Annotated in this window: 20 protein-coding genes; 16 read left to right on the top strand and 4 right to left on the bottom strand. The window is 59.7% G+C overall.

What is annotated here, in order from left to right:
- The first annotated feature begins 4 nt into the window (after window positions 1–4).
- Window positions 5–1567 (top strand): alkyl hydroperoxide reductase subunit F, encoded by a 1563-nt coding sequence (gene ahpF / locus AC19YR_RS09060; RefSeq protein WP_095108456.1) that lies wholly within the window; start codon window positions 5–7, stop codon window positions 1565–1567.
- A 73-nt stretch (window positions 1568–1640) separates the two neighbouring features.
- Here ahpF and gloA read toward each other — a convergent pair whose 3' ends face one another.
- Window positions 1641–2162: a lactoylglutathione lyase gene (gene gloA / locus AC19YR_RS09055; protein WP_095108455.1), complete on the bottom strand. Its 522-nt coding sequence runs from the start codon at window positions 2160–2162 to the stop codon at window positions 1641–1643.
- A gap of 157 nt (window positions 2163–2319) precedes the next feature.
- Here gloA and AC19YR_RS09050 point away from each other — a divergent pair, with 157 nt between their 5' ends.
- Window positions 2320–2850 carry a DUF4946 domain-containing protein gene (locus AC19YR_RS09050; RefSeq protein ID WP_500598064.1) on the top strand — a complete coding sequence of 177 codons (531 nt, stop codon included), beginning with the start codon at window positions 2320–2322 and terminating at the stop codon, window positions 2848–2850.
- Window positions 2851–3068: 218 nt separating this feature from the next.
- Here AC19YR_RS09050 and AC19YR_RS09045 read toward each other — a convergent pair whose 3' ends face one another.
- Together AC19YR_RS09045 and AC19YR_RS09040 are read right to left on the bottom strand one after the other, a co-directional pair.
- Window positions 3069–3431 carry a histone-like nucleoid-structuring protein, MvaT/MvaU family gene (locus tag AC19YR_RS09045; RefSeq protein ID WP_095108453.1) on the bottom strand — a complete coding sequence of 121 codons (363 nt, stop codon included), beginning with the start codon at window positions 3429–3431 and terminating at the stop codon, window positions 3069–3071.
- Window positions 3432–3634: 203 nt separating this feature from the next.
- Window positions 3635–5176 (bottom strand): EAL domain-containing protein, encoded by a 1542-nt coding sequence (locus tag AC19YR_RS09040; protein WP_500598062.1) that lies wholly within the window; start codon window positions 5174–5176, stop codon window positions 3635–3637.
- 390 nt (window positions 5177–5566) lie between these two features.
- Here AC19YR_RS09040 and AC19YR_RS09035 point away from each other — a divergent pair, with 390 nt between their 5' ends.
- The 12 genes from AC19YR_RS09035 (at window position 5567) to hppD (ending at window position 20294) form a co-directional block, all read left to right on the top strand.
- Entirely contained in the window at window positions 5567–6253 is a 687-nt protein-coding gene (locus tag AC19YR_RS09035) for a response regulator transcription factor (protein ID WP_095108451.1), read from the top strand.
- 188 nt (window positions 6254–6441) lie between these two features.
- Window positions 6442–7083, top strand: coding sequence for a fimbrial protein (locus AC19YR_RS09030; RefSeq protein ID WP_176465090.1), 642 nt, complete (start codon window positions 6442–6444; stop codon window positions 7081–7083).
- A gap of 99 nt (window positions 7084–7182) precedes the next feature.
- Window positions 7183–7968, top strand: coding sequence for a fimbrial biogenesis chaperone (locus AC19YR_RS09025; RefSeq protein ID WP_500598059.1), 786 nt, complete (start codon window positions 7183–7185; stop codon window positions 7966–7968).
- Between the two features lie 93 nt (window positions 7969–8061).
- Window positions 8062–10713 (top strand): fimbria/pilus outer membrane usher protein, encoded by a 2652-nt coding sequence (locus tag AC19YR_RS09020; RefSeq protein WP_500598057.1) that lies wholly within the window; start codon window positions 8062–8064, stop codon window positions 10711–10713.
- Window positions 10714–10849: 136 nt separating this feature from the next.
- Entirely contained in the window at window positions 10850–11830 is a 981-nt protein-coding gene (locus AC19YR_RS09015; protein ID WP_176465089.1) for a fimbrial protein, read from the top strand.
- Between the two features lie 14 nt (window positions 11831–11844).
- Window positions 11845–12579 carry a fimbrial biogenesis chaperone gene (locus AC19YR_RS09010; RefSeq protein ID WP_176465088.1) on the top strand — a complete coding sequence of 245 codons (735 nt, stop codon included), beginning with the start codon at window positions 11845–11847 and terminating at the stop codon, window positions 12577–12579.
- 359 nt (window positions 12580–12938) lie between these two features.
- Window positions 12939–13502 carry a fimbrial protein gene (locus AC19YR_RS09005; protein ID WP_095108446.1) on the top strand — a complete coding sequence of 188 codons (564 nt, stop codon included), beginning with the start codon at window positions 12939–12941 and terminating at the stop codon, window positions 13500–13502.
- Window positions 13503–13584: 82 nt separating this feature from the next.
- A complete protein-coding gene (locus tag AC19YR_RS09000) occupies window positions 13585–14373 on the top strand; it encodes a fimbrial biogenesis chaperone (protein ID WP_095108445.1) in 789 nt (262 codons plus the stop codon).
- A gap of 50 nt (window positions 14374–14423) precedes the next feature.
- Window positions 14424–17114 carry a fimbria/pilus outer membrane usher protein gene (locus AC19YR_RS08995; RefSeq protein WP_500598054.1) on the top strand — a complete coding sequence of 897 codons (2691 nt, stop codon included), beginning with the start codon at window positions 14424–14426 and terminating at the stop codon, window positions 17112–17114.
- Window positions 17111–18154: a fimbrial protein gene (locus AC19YR_RS08990; protein ID WP_176465087.1), complete on the top strand. Its 1044-nt coding sequence runs from the start codon at window positions 17111–17113 to the stop codon at window positions 18152–18154. The genes AC19YR_RS08995 and AC19YR_RS08990 overlap by 4 nt, the downstream gene beginning before the upstream one ends.
- Window positions 18151–18876 carry a fimbrial biogenesis chaperone gene (locus tag AC19YR_RS08985; protein WP_500598051.1) on the top strand — a complete coding sequence of 242 codons (726 nt, stop codon included), beginning with the start codon at window positions 18151–18153 and terminating at the stop codon, window positions 18874–18876. The genes AC19YR_RS08990 and AC19YR_RS08985 overlap by 4 nt, the downstream gene beginning before the upstream one ends.
- Window positions 18877–19217: 341 nt before the next feature.
- Window positions 19218–20294 (top strand): 4-hydroxyphenylpyruvate dioxygenase, encoded by a 1077-nt coding sequence (gene hppD / locus AC19YR_RS08980; protein WP_095108442.1) that lies wholly within the window; start codon window positions 19218–19220, stop codon window positions 20292–20294.
- A 57-nt stretch (window positions 20295–20351) separates the two neighbouring features.
- On the opposite strand, the gene rarD is transcribed toward hppD, so the two are convergent.
- Window positions 20352–21230 carry an EamA family transporter RarD gene (gene rarD, locus AC19YR_RS08975; protein ID WP_095108441.1) on the bottom strand — a complete coding sequence of 293 codons (879 nt, stop codon included), beginning with the start codon at window positions 21228–21230 and terminating at the stop codon, window positions 20352–20354.
- Window positions 21231–21368: 138 nt separating this feature from the next.
- On the opposite strand from rarD, the gene AC19YR_RS08970 reads away from it, so the two are divergent.
- Together AC19YR_RS08970 and AC19YR_RS08965 are read left to right on the top strand one after the other, a co-directional pair.
- Window positions 21369–21836 (top strand): Lrp/AsnC family transcriptional regulator, encoded by a 468-nt coding sequence (locus AC19YR_RS08970; protein ID WP_095108440.1) that lies wholly within the window; start codon window positions 21369–21371, stop codon window positions 21834–21836.
- Window positions 21837–22206: 370 nt separating this feature from the next.
- Complete coding sequence (locus AC19YR_RS08965; protein ID WP_095108439.1) at window positions 22207–23832, top strand: methyl-accepting chemotaxis protein; 1626 nt, start codon at window positions 22207–22209, stop codon at window positions 23830–23832.
- Window positions 23833–23859 lie beyond the last annotated feature (27 nt).

The following is a 23859-nucleotide window of genomic DNA, read 5'->3' as shown; positions in this document are numbered from 1 at the left end:
CCGTATGTTGGACGCCAATCTTAAAGCTCAATTGAAGTCTTACCTGGAGCGGGTCACACAGCCGATCGAGATCGTTGCCTCACTCGACGACGGTGCGAAATCCCAGGAAATGCTCGCGCTGCTCAAAGACGTCGCCAGTCTTTGCAGCCTCATCACATTGCTCGACAACGGCACCGATGCGCGCAAGCCCTCGTTCTCGTTGAACCGCCCGGGTGCCGATATCAGCCTGCGTTTCGCCGGCATCCCCATGGGCCACGAATTCACCTCCCTGGTATTGGCCCTGCTGCAAGTCGGCGGCCATCCATCGAAGGCCAGCGCCGAAGTGATCGAGCAAATCCGCTCGCTCAAAGGCGAACTGAACTTCGAGACCTATTTTTCATTGTCTTGCCAGAACTGCCCGGACGTCGTCCAGGCCCTGAACCTGATGGCGGTACTCAACCCCAACGTGCGCCATGTCGCCATCGACGGCGCGCTGTTCCAGGCTGAAGTGGACGAGCGCCAGATCATGGCGGTGCCCAGCATTTACCTCAACGGCGTGAACTTTGGCCAGGGCCGCATGGGCCTGGAAGAAATCCTCGCCAAAGTCGACACCAGTGCCATCGAGAAACAGGCGCAGAAAATCAGCGCCAAAGATGCTTTTGATGTGCTGGTGGTGGGTGGCGGCCCGGCCGGCGCGGCGGCGGCGATCTACGCAGCGCGCAAAGGCATCCGCACGGGCGTTGCGGCGGAACGCTTTGGTGGCCAGGTGCTCGACACCATGGCGATCGAGAACTTTATTTCGGTGCAAGAAACTGAAGGGCCGAAACTGGCCATGGCGTTGGAAGAACACGTCAAGCAATACGATGTGGACATCATGAACCTGCAACGGGCCAATGCCTTGGTGCCTGGGCAGCACGGCGTACTGCACGAAGTGCGTTTTGCCAGTGGCGCGAGTCTCAAGGCCAAGACGGTGATCCTGGCCACCGGCGCCCGCTGGCGCGAAATGAATGTGCCCGGCGAGCAGGAATACCGCAACAAGGGTGTGGCTTACTGCCCGCATTGCGATGGCCCGCTGTTCAAAGGCAAGCGCGTGGCGGTGATTGGTGGCGGCAACTCGGGTGTCGAGGCCGCCATCGACTTGGCCGGCATCGTCGCCCACGTCACCCTGTTGGAGTTCGACGTGCAATTGCGCGCCGATGCGGTCCTGCAACGCAAGCTGCACAGCCTGACGAACGTGACGGTGATTACCCATGCGCAAACCACTGAAGTCACCGGCGATGGGCAGAAGGTCAACGGTTTGCGCTACAAGGATCGCCAGAGCGACGAAATACGCAGCGTTGAATTGGAGGGGATTTTCGTGCAGATCGGTTTGTTGCCCAACACTGATTGGCTCAAAGGCACCGTCGAGTTGTCGCCCCGTGGCGAGATCATCGTCGATGCCCGCGGCGAAACCTCGATTCCGGGCGTGTTTGCCGCAGGCGACGTGACCACCGTGCCGTACAAGCAGATCGTGATCGCGGTGGGCGAGGGCGCAAAGGCTTCCCTCAGTGCGTTCGACCACCTCATCCGGACGTCGGCACCGGCCTGATTGCCCGATTGCAGGGCCCGTAAACGACAAACCCCAGGAGCGATCCTGGGGTTTTTTTTTGTATGCGCGGCGTTTACAAGGCCGCAGGCTGGATGATTTCCACCCAATAGGCGTCAGGGTCTTTGATAAAGGCCAGGCTTTTCATGCGCCCGTCGTTGAGGCGTTTCTGGAAGTCGCAGCCCAAGGCTTCAAAGCGCTCGCACGCGGCGCGGATGTCCGGCACCGAAATGCAGATATGGCCAAAGCCGCGTGGGTCGGTGTTGCCGTTGTGGTAGCTGAAGGTGGGGTCGTTCTCGGTGCCGTGGTTGTGGGTCAACTCGAGAATGCCGGGGATGGATTTCATCCACTCGGTACGGGCCCCAGAGTCGGCGGGGATGCTGTTTTTATCGACGAGCGCGAGGAAGTACAGGCTGAACTCGGCTTCAGGGAAGTCGCGTTTTTCCACCAGCGAAAAGCCGAGGATGCGGGTGTAGAAGTCCAGGGATTTGGTGATGTCCTTGACGCGCAACATGGTGTGGTTAAACACGAATTGGGCGGTGGCGGCGTCAGGTTGGGCGGTCACGCCCGGGAAGGTGTTCAGTTCGTGCAGGCTCATGAGCCCTCCGGAAAATAGAGAAGTGGGCAAACGGCGTGGCTTGCGGTCAACCGCTGGCATGATACGCAACGGCTGGTGCCAAGGCCAACGGGCTATTGCCTCGCTGCCCGCGTGGGCCCAGACTTTACCGCTTCGCCCGTGAGCCTTGAGTACCTTGATGATCCCCCGTGTGCTGCGCGCTTTACTCTGTGCCCTGGCCCTGCCGGCCACCGCCAATGCTTTGGCTGCCGCCCCGGTCGTCAACTGGCCTGCTGGCTGGCAACCCGAGGAGGTGACGGTGGATGCCCACGCGGCAGCTTCCTCTCTATCCCGGCAACGTGCGGTCAAGTATGACGCCACGGGCACGCCGGTGATGGTGATGGAGTTGACCATGACCGAGGTGGCTCTCGACCATGTTGTCAATGTGCAGGGTGTGTTATTGGAAATGCGTAAAGCTGTCCAAAAGGATTTTTCCGCCGCGGGTTATCAAAGCGTTTGTAATCGAATACATCCAGCCAAGTTGGCGCAGTTGCCGGCATTCGAGACAACCTGCACTGTCACCCGCAACGGCGAACATGTGTTGTTGCAAACACTGGTCACGGCTGTGGATGCCCGCCGGGCTTTTGTTTTTTCCTATGCTGGACAGGCTGCCGAGTTTTCCTTGAATCAGGCGCAGATACTCGCTACGCGCAATAGCTTGCAGCTCTAGTTTAAAAGTCGATGTTCAAAAGCGTGCCTTCGTGGCTAAAAACTAATCATAAGGCGCTATGTAAAAAGTTGTGCGACAGGTTGATCCGGTGAATTTCCGCGGATCTGCGATGGGTATACATGGGGGACTACGGCGCAGGCCTATTTGAACCGCCCCGCAACTTTCGGCATAACTAAAAAAGCCCTGCACAGGCAGGGCTTTTGATGAGCGGGTATCGCTTACCCACGTAGCCAGGAATCAACGGTCGTAGCGCCGTATTGTTCCTTCCAGGCCTTGAGGCCGCGGTGGTTGCCACCCTTGGTCTCGATCAGTTCGCCGGTGTGTGGGTTCTGGTAAACCTTGACCACACGGGCGCGGCGGGTTTTCGGCGTGACTGCCAGCGGGCTCGATTTGCTCGGGTGCGGATCAAGGATCGCGATAATATCGCGCAGGCTTTTACCGTAGGTTTTCATCAGGCCCTGGAGTTTTTCCTCGAACTCGATTTCTTTTTTGAGTCCGGCGTCATTCTTCAACGATTCCAGCTGCGCGAGCTGTTCTTGAAGGGCCTTTTCAGCGGCACGAAATTCAGCGAGTCTGGACAATATCTTTACTCCAATAATGTATTTGGCTGATACCAACCGAGAACCTGGCTCTAAGCCAAAATCTTGAAATGACCTGGTGTAAATGGCGTGCCTGCGATTTTGCGCAGACAGGAAAAATTGTAGTAGTTAAAGACGCCGGAGTAAATCACGGCGTGGCGCTTATCTACTTCGAGCGGTTTAGTACGCTTGTATGTACAGCCTGGTTAATGTTTGCTTAATGCAACAAGGAACTCATCGCCTGGCATCGGGCGGCCGAACAGATAGCCTTGCAGATAGTCCACGCCCTGGGCGGCCAGATACTCACTCTGGAGCACTGTCTCCACCCCCTCGGCGACAATCCCCAGGTCCAGCTTGGCCGAGAGTTCGATAATGCTGTCGAGTATGTGCCGGGAGAGGGCGTCAATACCGATCATTGCCACAAAACTCTGGTCGATTTTCAAGAAATCCACCTTGAACTGGCGCAAATAATCCAGGCTGGAATGCCCCGTGCCGAAGTCATCGATGGCGATCAGCACGCCCAAGCCGTGCAATTGTTCAAACAGTTGATGGGTGATCTCGGTGGGCTGAATCAGCTCGCGTTCAGTCAGTTCCAGTACCAGGGAAACCTTGCCCGGTGGGAAAGCCGCCAGAAACTCGCGGCAATCGTCCACCAATGCCAAATCCAGGCAGTGGCTGGCGGTGATGTTCACGCCCACATGGAAGCCATCGACCAGTTGCGCGGCATGGGGGGCGAGCACGGTGGAGGTTTGGCGCATCAGCGAGCGGGTCATCGGCACGATCAACCCGCAGTGTTCGGCGAACGGGATGAACATGTCGGGGCGCACAAGGCCTTGCTTGGGGTGCTGCCAGCGCATCAACACTTCAATCCCGGCCCACTGCAGGGTGTCGCCGCGCACCACTGGCTGGAAATATGGAATGAACTCGCCGGCCTCCAGCGCGCGGTGCAATTCATGCCCGGGCCAGGACGTGCGTTTTTGCAGCCAATGGCCGAGGACGGCGGACAATGCCCCGAAAAAAATCAGCAGGCTGAACAGTGCAGGGTAGCGGGCCTTCATGTAGCGCCAGACCTCACCTTGCGGCATGCCCGCGGCGACGCTGTAGGGATAACGCGAGGAACTGAGGTGACTCGGCGCCACCGGGTAAGAGGGCGGCGTGGAATCGAGCACCTTGCCCTGTGAAGACAACCAGTTTGGCCCAACTTGCAATAGCAGATCGCTATAAGGACTGATGAGGCGCAGCGCATTGGTCAGGTGATAGCCATCGACCGTGGCCAGCGCCCCACGGCGGCCTTCGCTTTGGCGATAGACCAACAGTGCCGTGTCAGGGGTGACGGGATTGCCAGGCATTAGCAGCAACTGGCCCGCGACGTAATCCTCGGCCTTGAGTTCGGCCACGAAGCGGTCGCCAAAAAGCGAGCTGCAATAGTTGACGCTATCGAAAATCAGATTGGTAGAGCGCACGAACGGGCGCCGAGTCACTTGTTCACGCAACGCCAGTTGCCTGTCACGGTCGCATGCTTGTCCGGCCAACGGCAGTAGTGCGCGTGCGGCTTGTTCGGTGTTGTCGAGCATCAGGTCGAATTGACGTACCGCCTCCTGTGCGGTGCGGGCCGTGGAGTCCTCTAGGCTGCGCTGCGCCTGCAGATAAAGAATGGCGAAGCCCAGGGCGATGGGCACGGTGCCAATCAGCAGGGTGATGACCAAACGGGCTGATCGCGACCGGCGACCTTTGACAGTCAATGGCATTGGCAAAACCTGTGGGGAGCTTGAGGATCTTCGTTAAAGGGAAGAAGCCGCCAATGAAAGCGCTATCAGCAGATCAACGCATGATAGATGGCAACCGGGAAGTGCGCTTGTCTGAAAGGGCTTGGCGAGTGAATGCACCGTCAGGGGCGGGTCAGTAAATGGTCGCGAGGGCAACTTTTATGTTTCTCGTTATTTATGTTCACCGCAAATAAATAAATGGTCGGCGGGGGCAGGAATTGTATTGCGACAATAAATAAAACATTGTTTAAGTTGATTCATTTTGAGGTCTGTGTCTTTTTGCCGGCAGGGAGAGTAGGAGCCTGATATGCCTTGTATTTTTCAGGTGCGTGTCAGACATATTTTGAATAATCAGAAAAAGTTTCAGGTGATATGAGCGTGTCTACAGCTGCATTGTTAACCATTATCGTGCTGGATAAACAGGCCTTGATCCGAGAGGCGCTCGAGGCCAGATTGTCGCGGGAAAGCGATTTCCAAGTAGTGGGCGTTTATGCCTGTAGTGCGCAGCTAATAGAGGCCCTGCGCCGATCGGCCAGCGATGTGCTCATCGTGGACTATCAGTTGGGTGAGGAAGACCTTGACGGGGTGAGCCTTCTACAACTACTGCATAATCGCTACCCGCACCTGCGGATTCTCATATATTCCGCGCTGGAGATGCCATCAACGATAAAAATGGCTCTGCGGGCAGGCGCCAGCGGCTACTTTGGGAAGAGCCAAGCTACCGATCAGTTGATTCCAGCAGTGCGCGCAGTGGCCTCGGGGCGCCGTTATTTACCCCCGCCCTTATTGGCTGAACTCAACGCGTTCTCCGGCATGGCCATGTCCGGGTTAGATATGCCCAAGGCAAGAACCAAAAGCCCGATGGAGTGCCCGTTGCTGAGCCCGAAAGAAATAGAAGTTATCCGTTGCTGTTTACTCGGGATGTCGGTATCGCAAATTGCAACAAAATTTATGAAAAGCCGTAAAACCATTAGCGGACAAAAACAAGCAGCCTTCAGAAAACTAAGTATTCGTACGGATATAGAACTTTTCAAAATGCAGGCGAGCGGCGTGATATAACCACTCGGCTAACTGAGAATGATTATTGCGTCATATTCGCTAGTTGTATAGGCAACTAGCGAGTGCATCAAAAAATATAAAGCGCAGTAGATTTTGGGACTTGTCTCGTATCTGCATGCTCCCCACTTGTGGGATATTTTTCGTGTTCTGGCGCAGGTCGTCGGAACGTCGATGGATTAATTGGCGTCTTGAAAGGCAGTAAGTCCCTACTGTTGGTAAAGGCCTCTTTTTATTGTTCTTCTCTCGTGAGTGAAATTTTCATCATGAAAAAAAATGTAATTGCTTTGGGTTTTCTGGCGGCCTCCAGTGTATTCGCAGGAGCTGCTCTCGCAGCCGACGGTACTATTAACATCACGGGCGAGATCAGGGGCATTACTTGCACCATCAGCGGCGGTACCGGCGGTGCGCCGGGTTCGGGTGCAAACTTCCCGGTGGTGCTCGATACCATCCAGAACACCGCGTTGTCGGCAGAAGGTGAATCCGCCGGTGCCAAGCCTTTCGCTATCTATGTCGGTGGTCAGCATTGCCCGGACGGCACCAACGTTGCCGTGCTGTATGAAATCGGCAGCCCGGCGATCAGCCCGACTACCGGTAACCTGCGTAACCGTGCCACGAGCAGCCCGGCAAGCAACGTAGAAGTGCAGATCATTGATAGAGCGCTGGCCAACGATGCAGTCATCGATCTGCGTAAAGGCCAGAGCACCACGGCCGCTCAGGTCACTTCCGGCCTGGCCACCCTGCCTTTCGCCGCACGCTATGTGGCAGTAGGTGGGGCGGCCAGCCCAGGCAAGGTGGAAACCAGTGTCCAGTATTCCGTGACCTTCCCCTGATAAGTTCTGAGTTCGTTCGGGCTCAGTAACCTGATTGATAGGCTTGGCGCCCAACTTTCGCGGTTGGGCGCTACTTCCTAATCTGTAGAGATCAATGCAATGTCGTATTTACTTAGCGAATCATTTCGCCAACTTGCGGTGGGTGTGGTTTGCCTGTCGACCGCAATAGCGTCTTGGCACGCGAGCGCCGGCGTGGTTATTGAAGGGTCCCGCCAGATTTATCCAGAGCAGCGCCGGGAAATAACGGTAAGGCTGACAAATGATGATCGTCAGCAATCTCGCCTGGTGCAAGTCTGGTTAAGTGGGGCCGAACAAGACGCCGATGCCGCTGATGCGCCTTTTAATATAACGCCCCCGGTATTTCGCCTGGATGCGGGGAAAAGCCAGGCATTGCGCGTGACTTATACAAAGGAGCCGTTGCCTGTCGATAAAGAGTCGGTGTTCTGGCTCAATGTCCTGGAAGTTCCGCCAAAAGTTGACATTAAAAACCAAGAGTCCGATGAGGGCAGCAATCAGCTGACATTCGCCTTCCGCATTCGCACCAAGTTGTTTTTCCGCCCAAATTCCCTGCCGGGTAATTCAGAGCAGGCTCCCGCTCAGCTGCGTTGGACGCTGAGGCCAGGCAATAAAAATGGCACCCTGGAAGTATTCAATCCTTCGGCTTTCCACGTCACGTTCAATGAAGTGGCACTTACTGCGCCGGACGGCACACAAGTACCGTTGGCCTTGATCGCTAGCGATGCGATGGTTGCACCAGGCCAGGTAATGCGTTTTGCACAGGCTAATATTCCAAGTTCGTTTCCTCAGCAGATGCATGTTGAATTTAAATACATCAATGATTACGGCGGGTTTTCACTGCCACAGCGAGCCCCGCTGCACAGGTAGTGTTTGAAGGGTTAGATTAGTTCGATAACTACAGCCTGCTCTTTGTGTAGGTGTTCAGTTCGTCCTGCGAATTGTTTATATGAAGCGATAATCATGCCTGTCGAAAAGCAACTGTTGTTGCGCCGTCGTCCTGCTGTCGGCGTTATTTGTAATGGGTTCGCCCGTGTATTTCCGCTGGTCGGTTGTTTGTTTTTCACTGCAGGGCCGAGTGTGCAATTAATGGCGCAACCCCTAACGCCGCTCACTTTTGATCTTGATGCTTTTACCCAGACTATCGGGCCAAAAGTTGATTTATCGCGTTTTGAAAAGAGTACGCCCCTGGCACCAGGTACTTACCGTGTGGACGTATACATCAACGGTTATTCCACGGGCCGCTGGGACATTGATTTTGTCGACAAGGTCAATAGCTCTGAACTGGTTCCCTGTTTTAACCAGGTGCTGCTGACCAAGCTGGGTATTGCCTTGGAAAAAATCCCGCCTCGCAACAGCCAGGCGCCGAATGCGCTTGAATGTGCCGAGATCGGCAGTTGGCTGTTGGCCGCCGACGTCCTGTTCGATCCTGGCTCCCTGGCACTGACCCTCAGTATCCCGCAGCTGTACATGAAGCCTTCGGCCCGCGCTTATGTGGATCCGTCGCAGTGGGACAGTGGCATCACTGCCGGTCTGTTGAACTACAACTTCAGCACCTCCCTCACCACTGAGGGCGAGCGCAATGACCGCACCTACCTAGGCCTCAACGGTGGCGTCAACCTGGGTCAATGGCGCCTGCGGCACCAGGGCGCGCAGGCCTGGAGTAATCGTGGGCGTTCGCCATACCAGAGCACGGCCACCTATGTGCAGCGGTCCGTCGCGCCGCTTCAGTCGTTGCTGACAATCGGCGACAGCTTCACTGGCGGGCAGATCCTGGACAATGTCGGCCTGCGCGGCATCAGCCTGGCCACGGATGAGCGCATGCTTGCCCAGTCGCAGCGTGGCTATGCGCCGGTGGTGCGGGGGATTGCCGACAGCAATGCGACGGTGAGCATCAGCCAGAACGGTTACCGCATCTATGAAACCACCGTGGCGCCGGGCCCATTCGTGATCGATGACTTGTTCGCTACAGGCTATGGCGGTGACCTGACGGTCAGCGTGACCGAAGTGGGGGGGCGCAAACGCAGTTTTGTCGTGCCGTTTTCCGTTACCCCGCAACTGCTGCGCGCCGACGCCATGAAGTACAGCGCCGCGCTCGGCCAGGTCCGCCAGAACAGCAGCTCCCGCAGCTCCCCCGCGGTGGTGCAGGGCACTTTATCGCGCGGGTTGAGCAACGCGGTGACGCTGTATGGCGGCAGCCTGGTTTCCGAAGGCTATGCCCAGGCCAAGTTGGGTACGGCATTCAACACTTGGTTAGGGGCGTTTTCCTTGGAGGCGGGTGGCGCGCGTACCGCGATCCCCGGCCAGGGTACGTCCACGGGGACCAACTTCGGTATTGCCTATAACAAAAACCTTGTGGACTCGGGCACCAACGTAGTCCTGGGCGCGTACCGTTTCACCTCCGAGGGCTACCTGAGCCTGATCGATGCGATCAACATCCGGGAGTGGGCGCGCAAAGGCACGGATCCGTCCTCCTATGCCCGGCAGAAAAGCCGGGTCGACCTGACCCTCAGCCAAAAACTGGGGAGCGGCACGCTCAGCTTGTACGGCAGTTCGGCGGACTATTGGGGGCGCAGCCAAGGGCGCCAGACCTCATTCACCCTCGGCTATGGCGCGTCCTGGCAAAAGGTCAATTGGAACCTGTCCTGGCAGCGATCGCGCATTGACGATGGACGGCAGCTGTCTTCGCAGGAGTCTAGCGATGACGTGTTCTTTGGCCGGCAAAGCAACGCGGGGCGGGCCGACAACCGCTTTGTGCTGAGCCTGTCGTTGCCTTTGGGTGGGAGTTCGCGAGCACCCAGCCTCAATAGTTCGCTTTCGCGCAACAGTGGCAGCACTGACTCCAGTCACTATCAGGTCGGCCTTTCCGGCCTGGCCGGGGAGCAGAACGAACTCAGTTACGACCTGTCGGGAAGCCGCAATGCCGATGACGGGGCGACCCACGACAGTCTCAATGCCTATGGTGGCTACCGCACCAGCGCCGCCAACCTGCGGGCCGGCTACGGGCGCTCGGGGCATAACAGCCAATTGTCGTTCAGTGCCGATGGCGGGCTCGTGGCGCATCGCGAGGGTGTGACCCTCTCTCAGTCTCTGGGGGAAGCCGTTGCACTGGTGCATGTGCCGGATGCGCAGGGGGCCTTGTTGAGCAGTGCTGGCAATGTGCGGGTGGACGGGCGCGGTTACGCCGTGGCGCCATCGTTGCTGCCGTTCCAGCAAAACAGGGTGAGCCTCGACCCCAGTGGCACCTCTTTCGATGTTGAGTTGAGCGAAACCTCGAGAACGGTGGCACCCACCCTGGGGGCGGTGTCGTTACTGGAGTTCGCCACCGTCAGCGGCCGCGCCGTGGTTCTCAAGAGCCAGCAGGAAGGAGGACGCAACCTGCCATTCGCGGCGCAGGTATTCGATGAGCAAGGGGTCGAAGTGGGTGTGGTCGGGCAGGGCAGCAAGGCCTTTGTACGAGGGATTGCCGAGAAGGGAACCCTCACTGTCCGCTGGGGGGAAGGGCAGAGCGAGCAATGTCATATCGCCTACCAGCTACCCGCGCAGGACAAGCGCCAGCGCCAGGTTTCGGCGGATTGGCTGCAAGGGCAATGCCTGGCGCGCGCGGCCCCTTAACCGGCGCCATCGGACTGTGAAAGATACGGGGCCTGCCTGCTGGTCGGTGGCGGGCGCTCGACTCGTTATGAATTGAAAAGGTACGCACGTGTTTGATTATCGTTATTTCTGCGGATTTTTACTGGGTGGGTGCCTGATGGCCCAAGAGACTTATGGTTATGGCAAGTGCACGCCGCAGCCAGCGGCCCATATCAGTATTCCTCCCGTCACCCTGGCTGCCCCGCCTGTCGTGGGGGAGGTGATTGGGAATGCTGACGGGTACTTCTTTGGTGCCGATGCCGGGTTGATTTGTTACTACTACGGGCATCGAGAGTTCCACACGTCTTGGGCGCGGGTGGTTAACAGCCAGCCCACCGCACTGACCTTCAGCGCCATGGGCCTGACGATGCCGGTGTTCGCCACTAACGTGCCGGGCGTGGGCTTTGCCATGATGGCGCAAGACCCCAATCGCCCATTGCGTGCCATTGGCCTGGAGAACGTCGGCCTCTATGGCACACCCGACGAAATCCGCTATTGGGGCGTTCACGGGCGCGTCTTTCTGGTGGCCACGGGGCCGGTGACGGGCGGGACAATCAATGGATTCAATGTGGGCCGCTTCACGCTCGACAAGTCCGACATCAACAGCCCCGGCTACCATGCCATCAACTTCAATGCGACCGTTATCCACCCACCGAGAAAACCGACCTGCACGGTTTCGACCCCCGGGGTGAACATGGCCCTGGGCACTATCGCCACCCATGACTTCCAGGGCCCGGGCAGTACGGCGGGGTCTGTTACCGAATCAATTGCACTCGACTGCGCGGCAGGCACAGGCTCGAAGACCGACGTCCTGATTACCCTCACGGACCAGAGCCAACCGGCCAACCGCAGCGACGTGCTGTCCCTGAGTAATACTTCGACGGCGCAAGGCGTGGCCCTTCAACTGCTGCATGGCACGACACTGGTGCGCTATGGCCCGGACTCGTCGGCTATCGGCAATCCTAACCAATGGCTGGCTGGCAGCACGGGCAACGGCGTTTTCCGCATTCCCCTGACCGCGCGGTACGTGCAAACGGACACCCGCATTATCCCGGGCAAGGCCAATGGGGTGGCGACCTTCACCCTGAGTTACCGCTGACTGTGCCCGCGTTCATGAGTCGATCAAGGCGCCTGTGGCTGCCGGTGGTGGGCCTGGCAGCCAGTTTCCACGCCGCTTCGGCCTGCGCCGAAATAGTGCTGGGGCACACCCGGGCCGTCTACCACACCGAGAACCGCGATATCACCCTGGCACTGAGTAACACCGCACGCGGTCCGCGCCTGGTGCAGGCCTGGATTGACCGGGGTGACCCACAGGCAGGCCCGGGGCAGGCCGAAGCACCTTTTACGGTCGTGCCGCCGGTTCTGCGGATCGAAGGTGGAAAAAGCACCGCGTTACGCATTGCCTGGGTTCCCCAGGAGCAGGCATTGCCGGTTCATCAGGAGTCGGTGTTCTGGGTGAATGTGTTGAGTGTTGGGCCGCAGGCCCAGCATGCCCAGGCAGGCTCGGTGAGCTTTGCCTTTCGCACCCGGATCAAGCTGTTTGTGCGCCCGCCCGGGTTACCCGGGAAGGTGGAAGAGGCGCCGGCCGCGCTGCAATGGCGTTTGCCCGACCCGGGCCGGGCAGAGTTGGAGGTGTACAACCCGACGGCTTACCACGTGACCCTGTCTCGGCTGTCGTTGATGACCGACAGCGCCTACACCGCCGCCGACCCGCCGATGGTCGGCCCTGGGCAGGTACTGCGCATTCCTCTTTCGGGCGCAGCGCTCAAGGCCAAGGGCACGGCCAGGCTGAGTTTCAGCAGCATCGACGACCATGGTGCAACCCAGCATCATCGCCTGGATCTATGAACATATCTCATGTTGCTTCGCCTGTTTTGCGCCCCTGATCTCGTTTTGCCAGTGGCGCAATCTGAACATTTTCTTTCCTGATTGCGACCGCCTATCCGTTCGGTCAGTGGTTAGAAAATGTGCACTTTGGCAAAGTGCGCGCCATCGCCAAGGGGCTACTGCTCCTTATTTAACGGGCACTGTTGGAAAAGTCGGGGTTGCTTTGGCGCGCACCCCGGAGATGGATTTCCACTGCCTGGCGACGTGTGCCCTACCGTGAGGTTCACGCCCTTGGGCCTGACTCTGACGGGATGAGCCAGCCTTGTCCGTTGATTGCACAGCGATAAAGCGTGATACCTAACCATGAGAGAAATTCATTTATGAAAAAGTGCGTACAGGCCATTGCCTTGCTGGCCGCTTCCAGTCTTGCTGCAACCTCCGCGTTTGCCGCAGACGGAACCATCACCATCACTGGGGAGATTGGTGGCACCACCTGCACCATCAGCGGCGGCACGGGAGGCGCGCCGGGTAGCGGCGCCAACTTCCCGGTGGTGCTGAACAAGGTTCAGACCAGCTCCCTGGCGGCCGACGGCGTGACCGCAGGCGCCAAGCCTTATTTCATCTACGTCGGCGGTTCGGCCACCTGCCCGGATGGCACCATCGTCGCGGTGATGTATGAAACCACCAGCCCGGCCATCAACCCGGCCACCGGCAACTTGCGCAATACCGCTGCGACGTCGCCTGCGGCCAACGTCGAAGTGCAGATCGTCGATGAAGCCACCAAAACCCCAATGGACCTGCGGACCGGCCAGAACTCCACGACGGCGACGGTCAACGCTGGCCTGGCAACCTTGCCATTTGCTGCCCAGTACATCGCCACTGGTGGCGCTGCCGGCGCCGGTATTGTCAGCACCGCCGTGCAGTACTCCGTGACCTTCCCCTGATCGAATCCCCCGGATTCGTTTGTTCCAAGCAGGCGCCCGCCCCAACCGGCCGGGCGCAGCCTTGATGTTGAGGGAAGTGAACATGTTTCGTTTTTCCAGCCGTTTGCCCCGTTGCCTGGTTTACGCCGCACTGGGCCTGGCTATTGGCGCGCCTCTGCTGCCTGCCCAGGCGGGCGTGATTATCAGTGGGACCCGCCAGGTTTATCCCGAACAGCGACGCGAGATCACCGTACGCGTGACTAACGATGACAAACACGCACCGCGTCTGGTGCAGGCGTGGCTCGATGCCGGTGATGCCAGCGTGACCGCTGAGCAAAGCGACGTGCCGTTCAGCCTCACTCCACCGGTTTTTCGCGTTGATCCTGGCAAGAGCCAGGCCATGCGCCTGGCTTACACACGTGAACCATTACCCAAGGACAAGGAGTCGGTGTTCTGGCTGAACGTGCTGGAAGTACCGCCGCTTGTATCGCCACCTCCAGGGGCCGCGCAAGACGAGGAGGACAACCTCAACCATCTGCGTTTCGCTTTTCGCATCCGCACCAAGGTGTTCTTCCGGCCTCAGAGCCTGCCGGGCAAGCCCGAAGAAGCCCCCGCGCAACTGCGCTGGAGTGTGCAGGGCTCGACACTGAAAGTGCACAACCCGTCGGCGTACCACGTGAGTTTCAATGAAGTGGCCGTGGCGCTTGGCACCCACGAGGGCGCCAAGGTAATCCAGACCGCCCAGCAGGGCATGGTCGCTCCCTTCACCAGCCTGGAATTTGCCCTGACCAGTGCATTAGGTGCGCCACCTGCCCAGGCGCGGGTGCAGTTCAAGTACATCGACGATTTTGGTGGGTTCTCTGCCATGCAGCAGGCCCCCCTGAACCCCTGATGCGCCCCATCGAGCCACAGGGGTCGACTCTTTACGCGTTAGCTGAAGCCATGACTATGCCATTTCAACGACCTATACGGGCGGGCCGCCATTTGGGCCCGTCGACCTTGCGCCTGGCCGGTGTCATGACCGGCGGTTTGATGTGTGCCGCCTTCGCCCGCACCGATGCGCTGGCGGCGCCTTTGCTGTTCGACCTGGACGCCTTTAGCAGTGGTGTTGCCTCAGCGGTAGACATTACCCGGTTCAACCAGGGTAATAACCTGAGCCCGGGTAAGTACCGCATCGATATCCTGGTCAATGGCCATCAGGCCGGGCGCCATGAGTTGCCGTTTAGCAGATTGCCCGGCGAAACCGGCGCTGTGCCGTGCCTGGATTGGGCGCTGCTCACGCGCCTGGGCATCTCCGAGGAAAAGATCGACGCCGAAAAGCCCAAAGACAATGCCCAGCCCCCAGCCGCCCCGGCACCCACTGCGATGTGCGGGGATATTGGCCAATGGATCCCCCAAGCCGTCGCCAACTTCGACGCCGGAGCCCTGGAGTTGTCCCTCAGCGTGCCCCAGGTGTACATGAAGAGTTCGGTACGCGGTTATGTCGATCCCTCGCTGTGGGATGACGGCATTGATGCGGGGCTGGCGAGTTATCACTTCGCCGCCTCCAGCGCCACCCGCGGTGAGGGTGACGACCGGGCCTATCTGGGGGTCAACAGCGGCCTGAACCTGGGCAGCTGGCGCTTGCGCCACCAGGGCGCGCAGGCCTGGAACTCGAAAACCGGCATACAGACCTACCAGAACACGGCCACTTACCTGCAACGCAACTTCAATACCTGGCAGTCGCGCCTGACCATCGGCGACAGTTTCAGCAGCGGCCAGGTGCTGGAAAGCACGCGGATGCGCGGTATCAGCCTGGCCACCGACGATCGCATGTTGCCGCAGTCGCAGCAGGGCTATGCGCCGGTGGTACGCGGTGTCGCCGACAGCAATGCCACCGTGACCGTCAGCCAGAATGGCTACACCATTTACGAAACCACAGTGGCCCCTGGCCCCTTTGTAATCGACGACCTGTTCCCGACCGGGTATGGCGGTGACCTGACCGTCCGTGTCACCGAGGCCAACGGGCGCATCACCAGCAACATCATTCCTTACTCGGTGGCGCCGCAGTTGCTGCGCTCCGGTACCAGCCGCTACAGCGCCACCTTCGGCCAGGTACGCCAGAGCGGTTTCAAGGGCGCTAACCCGATCACCTTCCAGGGCACGTTGCAATATGGCCTGCTCGATGACCTGACACTGTATGGCGGCACCACCTATTCCGAGGGTTACCTGCAGGGCAAGGTGGGCGTGGCGGTGAACACGCCGCTGGGGGCGTTTTCCCTCGATGCCACCGATTCGCGCACCCAAGTACCGGGGTATGGCGATGGCGTGGTGTCGGGGCGCAACCTGGGTATCAGCTACAACAAGAACCTGCCCCAGTCGGGGACCAATTTCGTGCTGGGTGCCTACCGTTTCTCCACGCCGGGCTACTTGAGCCTGAGCGACGCGGTCAGCGTGCGGCAGTTGAACAGCCTGGGCAGGGATATCGACACCTATGCCCGGCGCAAAAGCCGTATCGACCTGACGGTTAGCCAGAAAGTCGGCAGTGGTTCGCTGAGTTTCTATGCCAGTTCGTCCGATTACTGGGGCCGCCAGCAGGGTCGCGAAACGTCCTACAGCATTAGCTACGGCGCAGCCTGGCGCCGCATCAATTGGAACCTCTCGGCCCAACGCTCGCGCGTCGAAGACAGTGGCGAGCCCAGCCAACAACAATTGAGTGATGACGTTTTCTTCAGCCGCACCAGCGCTCTCGGCAGGGTCGACAACCGATTGATGTTGACCCTGTCCATGCCTCTGGGCGGCGGTGTGCGCGCTCCGAACATCAGCACCACCCTGGTACGCAATACCGGGCAAACGGGCAGCACCCTGCAAGAGCAAGTGGGCATCGACGGAATCCTCGATGACGAGGCGTCCCTCAGCTACGGCCTCTCGGGCAGCCGGGCCACGGGCGCCGGCAACCCCCAGGGCAACTTCAATGCGTATGGCAACTACAACGGCGGCCTGGCCAACATGCGCGCTGGCTACAGCCATGCCAACGACGACAGCCAGGTGTCCTTTAGCGCCAACGGTGGGCTGATTACCCACGCGGGGGGCCTGACCTTCTCTCAATACCTGGGCGAAGCTTCGGCCCTGGTGCATGTGCCCAACGCCGAAGGGGCGTTGTTGAGCAATAGCTACAACGTCAAGGTGAACAAGGCTGGCTATGCGGTGGTGTCATCCCTGCGGGCCTATCAGACCAACAATGTGGGCATCGACCCCCATGGCACGGCCCAGGATGTGGAACTCAAGGAAGCGACCCAAACCGTGGTGCCGACCTTGGGCGCGGTGGCGTTGCTCAAGTTCGAGACAGTCAGTGGCCGCGCCGTGGTGGTCAAGGCCGCGCAGGAAAACGGCCAACCCCTGCCATTTGCCGCCCAGGTGTTCAATGAACAGGGCACTGAAGTGGGGGTGATCGGCCAGGCCAGCAAGGCGTTTGTGCGGGGGATCGCCGAGCAGGGCACCCTCACCGTGAAATGGAGGGACGGCGCCGATGGCCGCTGCTACATCCACTATCAACTGCCGCTGCAACCGCGCGGGCAACGGCAGCAGAGCGCCGACCTGCTGCACAGCCGTTGTGTCTCCACGCCCGTACGTCAAGAAGTGAGTACCCGATGAAGCAGTGCACTGCGAAAACACTCCTGGGCGCAGCAGGGCTGTTCGCCTGCGCCGTCTTGAACATCCCTGTGGCCCACGGCTTGGGCATTAGCTGTGACGGAAACCCGCCAACCGTACTGTCGGTGCCGCCAATCAGCGTGCCGGCCAACCCGGTTGTGGGGCGCCCGATTGGCGAGCCCGACGGTTATGTCATCAACGCCCCCAACGGCTTGCGCTGCACTTACGACCCCACCGTTGTGATTGACCGTTACTCGCATATGGGCATGCCGGCCAACACACCATGGACAGGCTTGGAGTTCGGTCATTCCGGCCTGGCCTTGCCGGTCTATGCAACGGGCTTGCCCGGCGTTGGCTTTGTGATGATGGCTAAGGATCGCGACATGGGGCCTATGAAACGTGTTACTACCGGGGTGACCATTCTGCGCGGGCCCGAGAGGCCGGGGCTGCCGGTCTGGGGAATGGAGGGGCGGGTGATCTTCATCGCCACGGGGCCTATCCAGGGCGGCGCGATACCGTCGCGTTACTACGCACACCTGAGCGCCGGCTACTACCAGCATCACCAGTTCCACTTCGGCAACATTATCGTTAACCCTCCGCGCAAACCCACGTGCTCGGTATCCACCCCGGCTATAGCGATCAACCTGGGCAAAGTCGCGGCGCGGGAGTTTACCGGGGTGGGCAGCGTCGCCGGCTCGGCCAGCGACACTATTGCACTGCAATGCAGCGGCGGCGAAGGACCGACCCGGGACGTATGGGTGACCCTGACCGACCAGACCAACACCGCCAACCGTGGCGATCAACTGTCCCTGACCCCAACCTCCACCGCCCAAGGCATCGCCCTGCAATTGCTCCACAACGGAACACTGCTGCGCTATGGCCCGGACTCCGCGGCCGAGGGCAACCCCAATCAGTGGCAGGCCGGCGCTGCCGGAAATGGTGTATTCAACATTCCCCTGGCGGTGCGCTACATCCAGACCGAAGCGGTGGTCAAGCCTGGCAGCGCCAATGGCCTGGTCACATTCACGATGAGCTACCGATGAAGCGCCGTTTGCTCTGGGGGTGGGTGGCGGCGTTGCTGGTGGGCAGTGCCCGGGGGGAAATCGTGATCGACAGCACCCGGGTGATCTTCCCCATGGAGCGGCGCGAGGTCACCCTCAAGTTGAAAAACGAAGCCCCGGATCCACGGCTGGTGCAAGTCTGGATCGATGAAGGCGACCCCCAGGTGCAAGCCGAATACAGCGATGTGCCGTTCACCATCAGCCCGCCGATCCTGCGCATGGAGGCCGGCAAGAGCGCGGCCCTGCGCGTGGCTTACCAGGCAGCGCAAGGGCTAGGGGTGCCGACGGACAAAGAGTCGGTGTACTGGCTCAATGTGCTGGGTATCCGGCCCAAACCTGCCCAGGCCGACGAACAGGCCAGCAGCCTGCAGTTTGCCTTCCGCACCCGCATCAAGTTGTTTTTGCGCCCCGTTGATCTGCTGGGGCAGGCCCGCGACGCCCCTGCTCAACTGCAGTGGCGTCGAGGGGAGGGCACGGTGGTGCAGGTGCACAACCCTGGCAGCTATCACGTCACCTTGTCTTCGGTGGTCGTGAGCCTGGGGGGGGTGGAGTATCGTAATGAAGACCCGCCGATGATCGCCCCGGGGGCCTCGGCGACCCTCCCGCTTGATGGCTTGCCCGACACATGGCCGCCCAACGTCAAGTTGCGCTTTAGCACCCTGGACGACTACGGCAACACCCAACAACACGAGGCCACTCTATAAGGCGGTAAACACCCGGCGTGCCCCGATGCGTTGGTTCTGCTGGGGGCTCTACAGGTGCAACAAACCCCTTGTCTCTAGGGCAGAGAAAGGGATTTGATACAGAATGCGGACAAAGCCATTTACGCTGTGTAGAATCCGGTTACGCATACAATAATAAAGCCTCCTGTGCAGAGGCCTCGCCCGTACGAGAGTGGGTCGACAATGAAGCTACTCGGGTTCCAACTGATCTACGGTGATTTTCTTGCCCGCAGCGTGCGTGGCATCTCCTGCGCGCCACCCGCGCCCATCGGTTATTGAGCAACTAACGTTCCGTTAACTCTAATAATGATGAGGCGCCAACCATGGCAGATTTATACGAAAACCCAATGGGCCTGATGGGCTTTGAATTCATTGAATTCGCATCGCCTGTGCCCAACACCCTGGAACCGATCTTCGAGATCATGGGTTTCACCAAAGTCGCGACCCATCGCTCCAAAGCCGTGCATCTGTACCGCCAGGGCAGTATCAACCTGATTCTCAATAACGAGCCCAACAGCGTGGCCTCGTATTTTGCCGCCGAGCACGGCCCGTCGGTGTGTGGCATGGCGTTTCGCGTCAAGAATGCCCAACTGGCCTACTCCCGCGCACTGGAACTCGGCGCCCAGCCGATCCACATCGCCACCGGCCCGATGGAGCTGAACCTGCCGGCCATCAAGGGCATCGGCGGCGCGCCGCTGTACCTGATCGACCGTTACGGTGAAGGCAGCTCCATCTACGACATCGACTTCGTCTACCTCGAGGGCGTCGATCGCAACCCACCGGGTGCGGGCCTGAAGATCATCGACCACCTGACCCACAACGTGTACCGCGGCCGCATGGCCTACTGGGCCGGGTTCTACGAGAAGCTGTTCAACTTCCGCGAGCTGCGCTACTTCGACATCAAGGGCGAATACACCGGCCTGGCCTCCAAGGCCATGACCGCCCCCGATGGCATGATCCGCATCCCCCTCAATGAAGAGTCGTCCAAGGGCGCGGGGCAGATCGAAGAGTTCCTGATGCAGTTCAACGGCGAAGGCATCCAACACGTGGCCTTCCTCACCGATGACCTGGTCAAGACCTGGGATCAACTGAAAAGCATCGGCATGCGCTTTATGACCGCGCCGCCCGACACCTACTACGAAATGCTCGAAGGCCGCTTGCCCAACCACGGCGAGCCGGTAGACCAACTGCAATCGCGGGGCATCCTGCTTGACGGCGCCTCGGAATCCGGAGACAAACGCCTGCTGCTGCAGATTTTCTCGGAAACCCTGATGGGCCCGGTGTTCTTCGAGTTCATCCAGCGCAAGGGCGACGATGGTTTCGGCGAGGGCAACTTCAAGGCATTGTTCGAGTCCATCGAGCGCGACCAGGTGCGCCGTGGTGTGTTGAACGCCGAATAAGGCCATAGAAAATCCCGGGCGGCTGCGATGCCGTCCGGGATTTTTTTCGCCTGCCCGTCAGCGCCGCTGGCGCATCACGTGCTTGGCGCCTTCGCCCGCCAGCACCAGCACCGCGAGCCAGATCGGGAGGTAGGTCAGCCATTCCTCGGGCTTGATGCCGTCGCCCAGCATCAGCGCCACGGCCAGCAGCAATACCGGCTCGACATAGCTGAGCAAACCGAACAAGCCAAAGGCCAACAAGCGGCTGGCGATCACATAGCACGCCAACGCCGAAGCGCTGAGCAGCCCCAGCAGTGGAATCAACCCGTACATGGCCGGGTGGGTGGTGCCCACGGCAAAACCCTGGGCGCCGCTGTGCACAAACCACCAGGCAATGGGCAGCAGCAGCGTCATATCCAGCCACAGGCCGCCCATGTTGTCGGTGCCGATGCGCCGGCGCAGCACGAAGTAACCGGGGTAGCCCAAGGCCACCAGCAAGGTGGTCCAGTTCACGCTGCCCACTTGGTACAGCGCATTGGCCACGCCGAGCAGGGCCAGCACCGCGGCGATTTTCTGTGGGCGCGACAGGCGCTCACCGTACACCACGCGCCCGGTCAGCACCATGGTCAGTGGCAGCAGGAAATAGCCCAGGGACACGTCCAAGCCGTGGCCATTGACCGGCGCCCACAAAAACAACCACAACTGCACCCCCACCATCGCCGATGACAGCAGCAGCACCGGGATCAGCCGCGGAGCGTCCAACACCCGCCTCAGCAGTTGCGTAACCTGCTTGAGTTCGCCCAGGGCCAACATGAACAGGGTCATGCACGGCACCGTCAGCAGCATGCGCCAGCCGAAAATCTCCATCCCGTCCAGTGGCCCCAGCAACGTGGTGTAGAAGTACATGACGGCGAACAACACCGAGGCCAGAACCGATAAAGCAATACCTTTAGACACAGTGTCCTCGCGAGACCTTGGCGTTTTACGCAGATGAAGGGTGGTTGTTCTGGGGTGGGAATATATTGCTTTTGCTGTGAGACGTTTACTCTGTTTCCGGGCTTAATATGGGAAATTTTCTCGCATCTGGATTTGGCCATGTCCTACCCCGACCTCGACGCCTTCGACCTGGCGATCCTTGAGCACTTGCAGCGCGACAACAGCATGGCGCTGCGCATCATCGGCGAGCAGGTCAGCCTGTCCACGGCAGCGGTACAGCGGCGCATCAAACGCCTGCAAAACAAAGGGGTCATCACCGCCAATACCGCAGTGATCGACCCGCAATCGGTGGGCAAACCCATCACCTTGCTGGTGGAAGTGCACGCCGAACGCACCCACATCGAAGACCTCGACGTGCTCAAGGCGCAAATGTCGGTGCCGCAAGTCCAGCAGTGCTACTACGTCACCGGCGAAGCCGATTTCATGCTGGTGATTGTGGTGGAGACGATGAAGGCCTATGAAATCCTCGCCCGCCAACTGTTCTACGAAAATCGCAACATCAAGTGGTTTCGCAGCATCGTGGTGATGGACCGGGTCAAGGTCAGCCTGGATGTGCCGTTGGCTTGATAGCGCGGCAGGGGTAGGCCTTATGTGGGGACAAGCCTGCTCGCGATAGCGATCTATCCCCTACCTCAGTACTGGATGTAGCACTGTCATCGCGAGCAAGGCTCGCTCCCACCAAGCCCCATGCATTGCGCCAAGGCCGGGTAAGGTTTATGGCCCTTTGCCCTGGGTCAACAACCCAACCTGGCACGATAGTCACAATTAGAAATATTTTTCCGAAATCCCCTACATAAAGCCTCAAGCCTGGCCGATATCCCAATCAGGCCCACACACTAACTACAACAGTGGCGCCAGCCTGTGAGGGGGAACATTCCCGGCCTGACAGTGTGAACGGCACGGAAGCTCGCCGCCCTACATCACCGAGAGTCGTCCTATGTCCCTTCGTCAACTGAACATTGCGCCAAGAGCTTTCCTGGGTTTTGCGTTCATCGCATTGCTCGTCGTCATCCTGGGGGTATTTGCGGTGAACCGCATGGCGGTGATCCGCCAGGCTTCAATCGATATGGAACAGGTACAACTGCCCAGCGTCGCTTACCTGGGCAACATCACCGATAACGTGTTGCGCTTGCGCATTATGTCGTTCCGTATCCTGGTCAACCGCGACCCCGCGGCGCTGCAAGAGGCCCAGACTCGCGTCGGTGATTTGGTAGGCAAACTCAAACAGGCGCAAAACAGTTATGCCGCGCTGCCGGCCGAAGTCGACGAGGCCGCGTTGTACAAAACCTTCGTCGCTACCCTGGACAACTACCTGCAAGCCCAGGAGCAGATGCTAGCGCTCTCGCGCCAGAACAAGCTCGACGAGATGCAGGCCCTGATTAACACCCGAATCAAGGACGGCACCGACAAAATGGGCGAGCAGCTCAGCCAGTTGGTGAACATCAACAATGCAGGTGCCAAGGCTGCCTCGGCAGTGGCTGGCGAGCATTACAGCGAAGCCATCAGCGGGATCGTCGGTGTCGCGGTGATCGCTGCGCTGCTTACCGTGCTGCTGGCCTGGCTGCTCACCCGCAGCATCGTCGCGCCGCTGAACAAGGCGCTGTACGCCGCGCAAACCATCGCCGGGGGCGATCTGACCAAAGCCATCGAAGTGGACGGCAAAGACGAACCGGCCCAACTGCTCAAGGCCCTTTCCGACATGCAAAGCAGCCTGCGCCGCACCATCGAGCAGATCGCCGGTTCGGCCACGCAGTTGGGCTCAGCCGCCGAGGAACTCAGTGCCGTCACTGAAGAAGCCTCCCGTGGCCTGCAACAGCAAAACAACGAAATCGAACAGGCCGCCACCGCCGTCAACGAAATGACCGCTGCGGTAGAAGAAGTGGCGCGCAACGCGGTGTCCACCTCCGAGGCGTCCAACCAATCGACCCAGGCGGCCCGTGAAGGCCGCGACCGTGTGGTGGAAACCGTCGGCGCGATCCAGACCATGACCCAGGACGTGCAAAACACCTCGGTGATGATCGAAGGCCTGGCGGCCCAGGGCCGGGATATCGGCAAGGTGCTGGACGTGATCCGCGCCATTGCCGAGCAGACCAACCTGCTGGCCCTCAACGCGGCCATCGAAGCGGCGCGCGCCGGTGAAGCGGGCCGTGGCTTTGCGGTGGTGGCCGATGAAGTGCGGGCCTTGGCCCACCGCACGGCGCAATCGACCCAGGAAATCGAAAAAATGGTCGCCGGTATCCAGAACGGCACCGGCGAAGCGGTCAACTCCATGCAGCAGAGCAACCAGCGCACCCAGACCACCCTGGAAATGGCCCGTGCCGCAGGCGTGGCCCTGGAACAGATCACCAGCTCGATCCACATGATTAACGAGCGCAACCTGGTGATCGCCAGCGCCTCGGAAGAACAGGCGCAAGTGTCCCGCGAAGTGGACCGCAACCTGGTCAACATCCGCGACCTGGCCACCCAGTCGGCGGCGGGCGCCAACCAGACCAGCGCCGCCAGCCACGAACTGTCGCGCTTGGCGGTGGATTTGAATGCGATGGTGGCGCGTTTTGTGATCTAAGGTTCAGGGTCCCATTCGCGCCACTCA

The organism is Pseudomonas sp. MF08817 (genome assembly GCF_059862705.1).
This window is presented reverse-complemented; position numbering and strand designations above follow the sequence as displayed.

Coding starts and splice junctions, on each gene's coding strand:
- ahpF (WP_095108456.1), top strand. CDS start 5: ATGTTGGACGCCAATCTTAAAGCTCAATTGAAGTCTTACCTGGAGCGG.
- gloA (WP_095108455.1), bottom strand. CDS start 2,162: ATGAGCCTGCACGAACTGAACACCTTCCCGGGCGTGACCGCCCAACCT.
- AC19YR_RS09050 (WP_500598064.1), top strand. CDS start 2,320: ATGATCCCCCGTGTGCTGCGCGCTTTACTCTGTGCCCTGGCCCTGCCG.
- AC19YR_RS09040 (WP_500598062.1), bottom strand. CDS start 5,176: ATGCCATTGACTGTCAAAGGTCGCCGGTCGCGATCAGCCCGTTTGGTC.
- AC19YR_RS09035 (WP_095108451.1), top strand. CDS start 5,567: ATGAGCGTGTCTACAGCTGCATTGTTAACCATTATCGTGCTGGATAAA.
- AC19YR_RS09025 (WP_500598059.1), top strand. CDS start 7,183: ATGTCGTATTTACTTAGCGAATCATTTCGCCAACTTGCGGTGGGTGTG.
- AC19YR_RS09020 (WP_500598057.1), top strand. CDS start 8,062: ATGCCTGTCGAAAAGCAACTGTTGTTGCGCCGTCGTCCTGCTGTCGGC.
- AC19YR_RS09015 (WP_176465089.1), top strand. CDS start 10,850: ATGGCCCAAGAGACTTATGGTTATGGCAAGTGCACGCCGCAGCCAGCG.
- AC19YR_RS09010 (WP_176465088.1), top strand. CDS start 11,845: ATGAGTCGATCAAGGCGCCTGTGGCTGCCGGTGGTGGGCCTGGCAGCC.
- AC19YR_RS09005 (WP_095108446.1), top strand. CDS start 12,939: ATGAAAAAGTGCGTACAGGCCATTGCCTTGCTGGCCGCTTCCAGTCTT.
- AC19YR_RS09000 (WP_095108445.1), top strand. CDS start 13,585: ATGTTTCGTTTTTCCAGCCGTTTGCCCCGTTGCCTGGTTTACGCCGCA.
- AC19YR_RS08995 (WP_500598054.1), top strand. CDS start 14,424: ATGACTATGCCATTTCAACGACCTATACGGGCGGGCCGCCATTTGGGC.
- AC19YR_RS08990 (WP_176465087.1), top strand. CDS start 17,111: ATGAAGCAGTGCACTGCGAAAACACTCCTGGGCGCAGCAGGGCTGTTC.
- AC19YR_RS08985 (WP_500598051.1), top strand. CDS start 18,151: ATGAAGCGCCGTTTGCTCTGGGGGTGGGTGGCGGCGTTGCTGGTGGGC.
- hppD (WP_095108442.1), top strand. CDS start 19,218: ATGGCAGATTTATACGAAAACCCAATGGGCCTGATGGGCTTTGAATTC.
- AC19YR_RS08970 (WP_095108440.1), top strand. CDS start 21,369: ATGTCCTACCCCGACCTCGACGCCTTCGACCTGGCGATCCTTGAGCAC.
- AC19YR_RS08965 (WP_095108439.1), top strand. CDS start 22,207: ATGTCCCTTCGTCAACTGAACATTGCGCCAAGAGCTTTCCTGGGTTTT.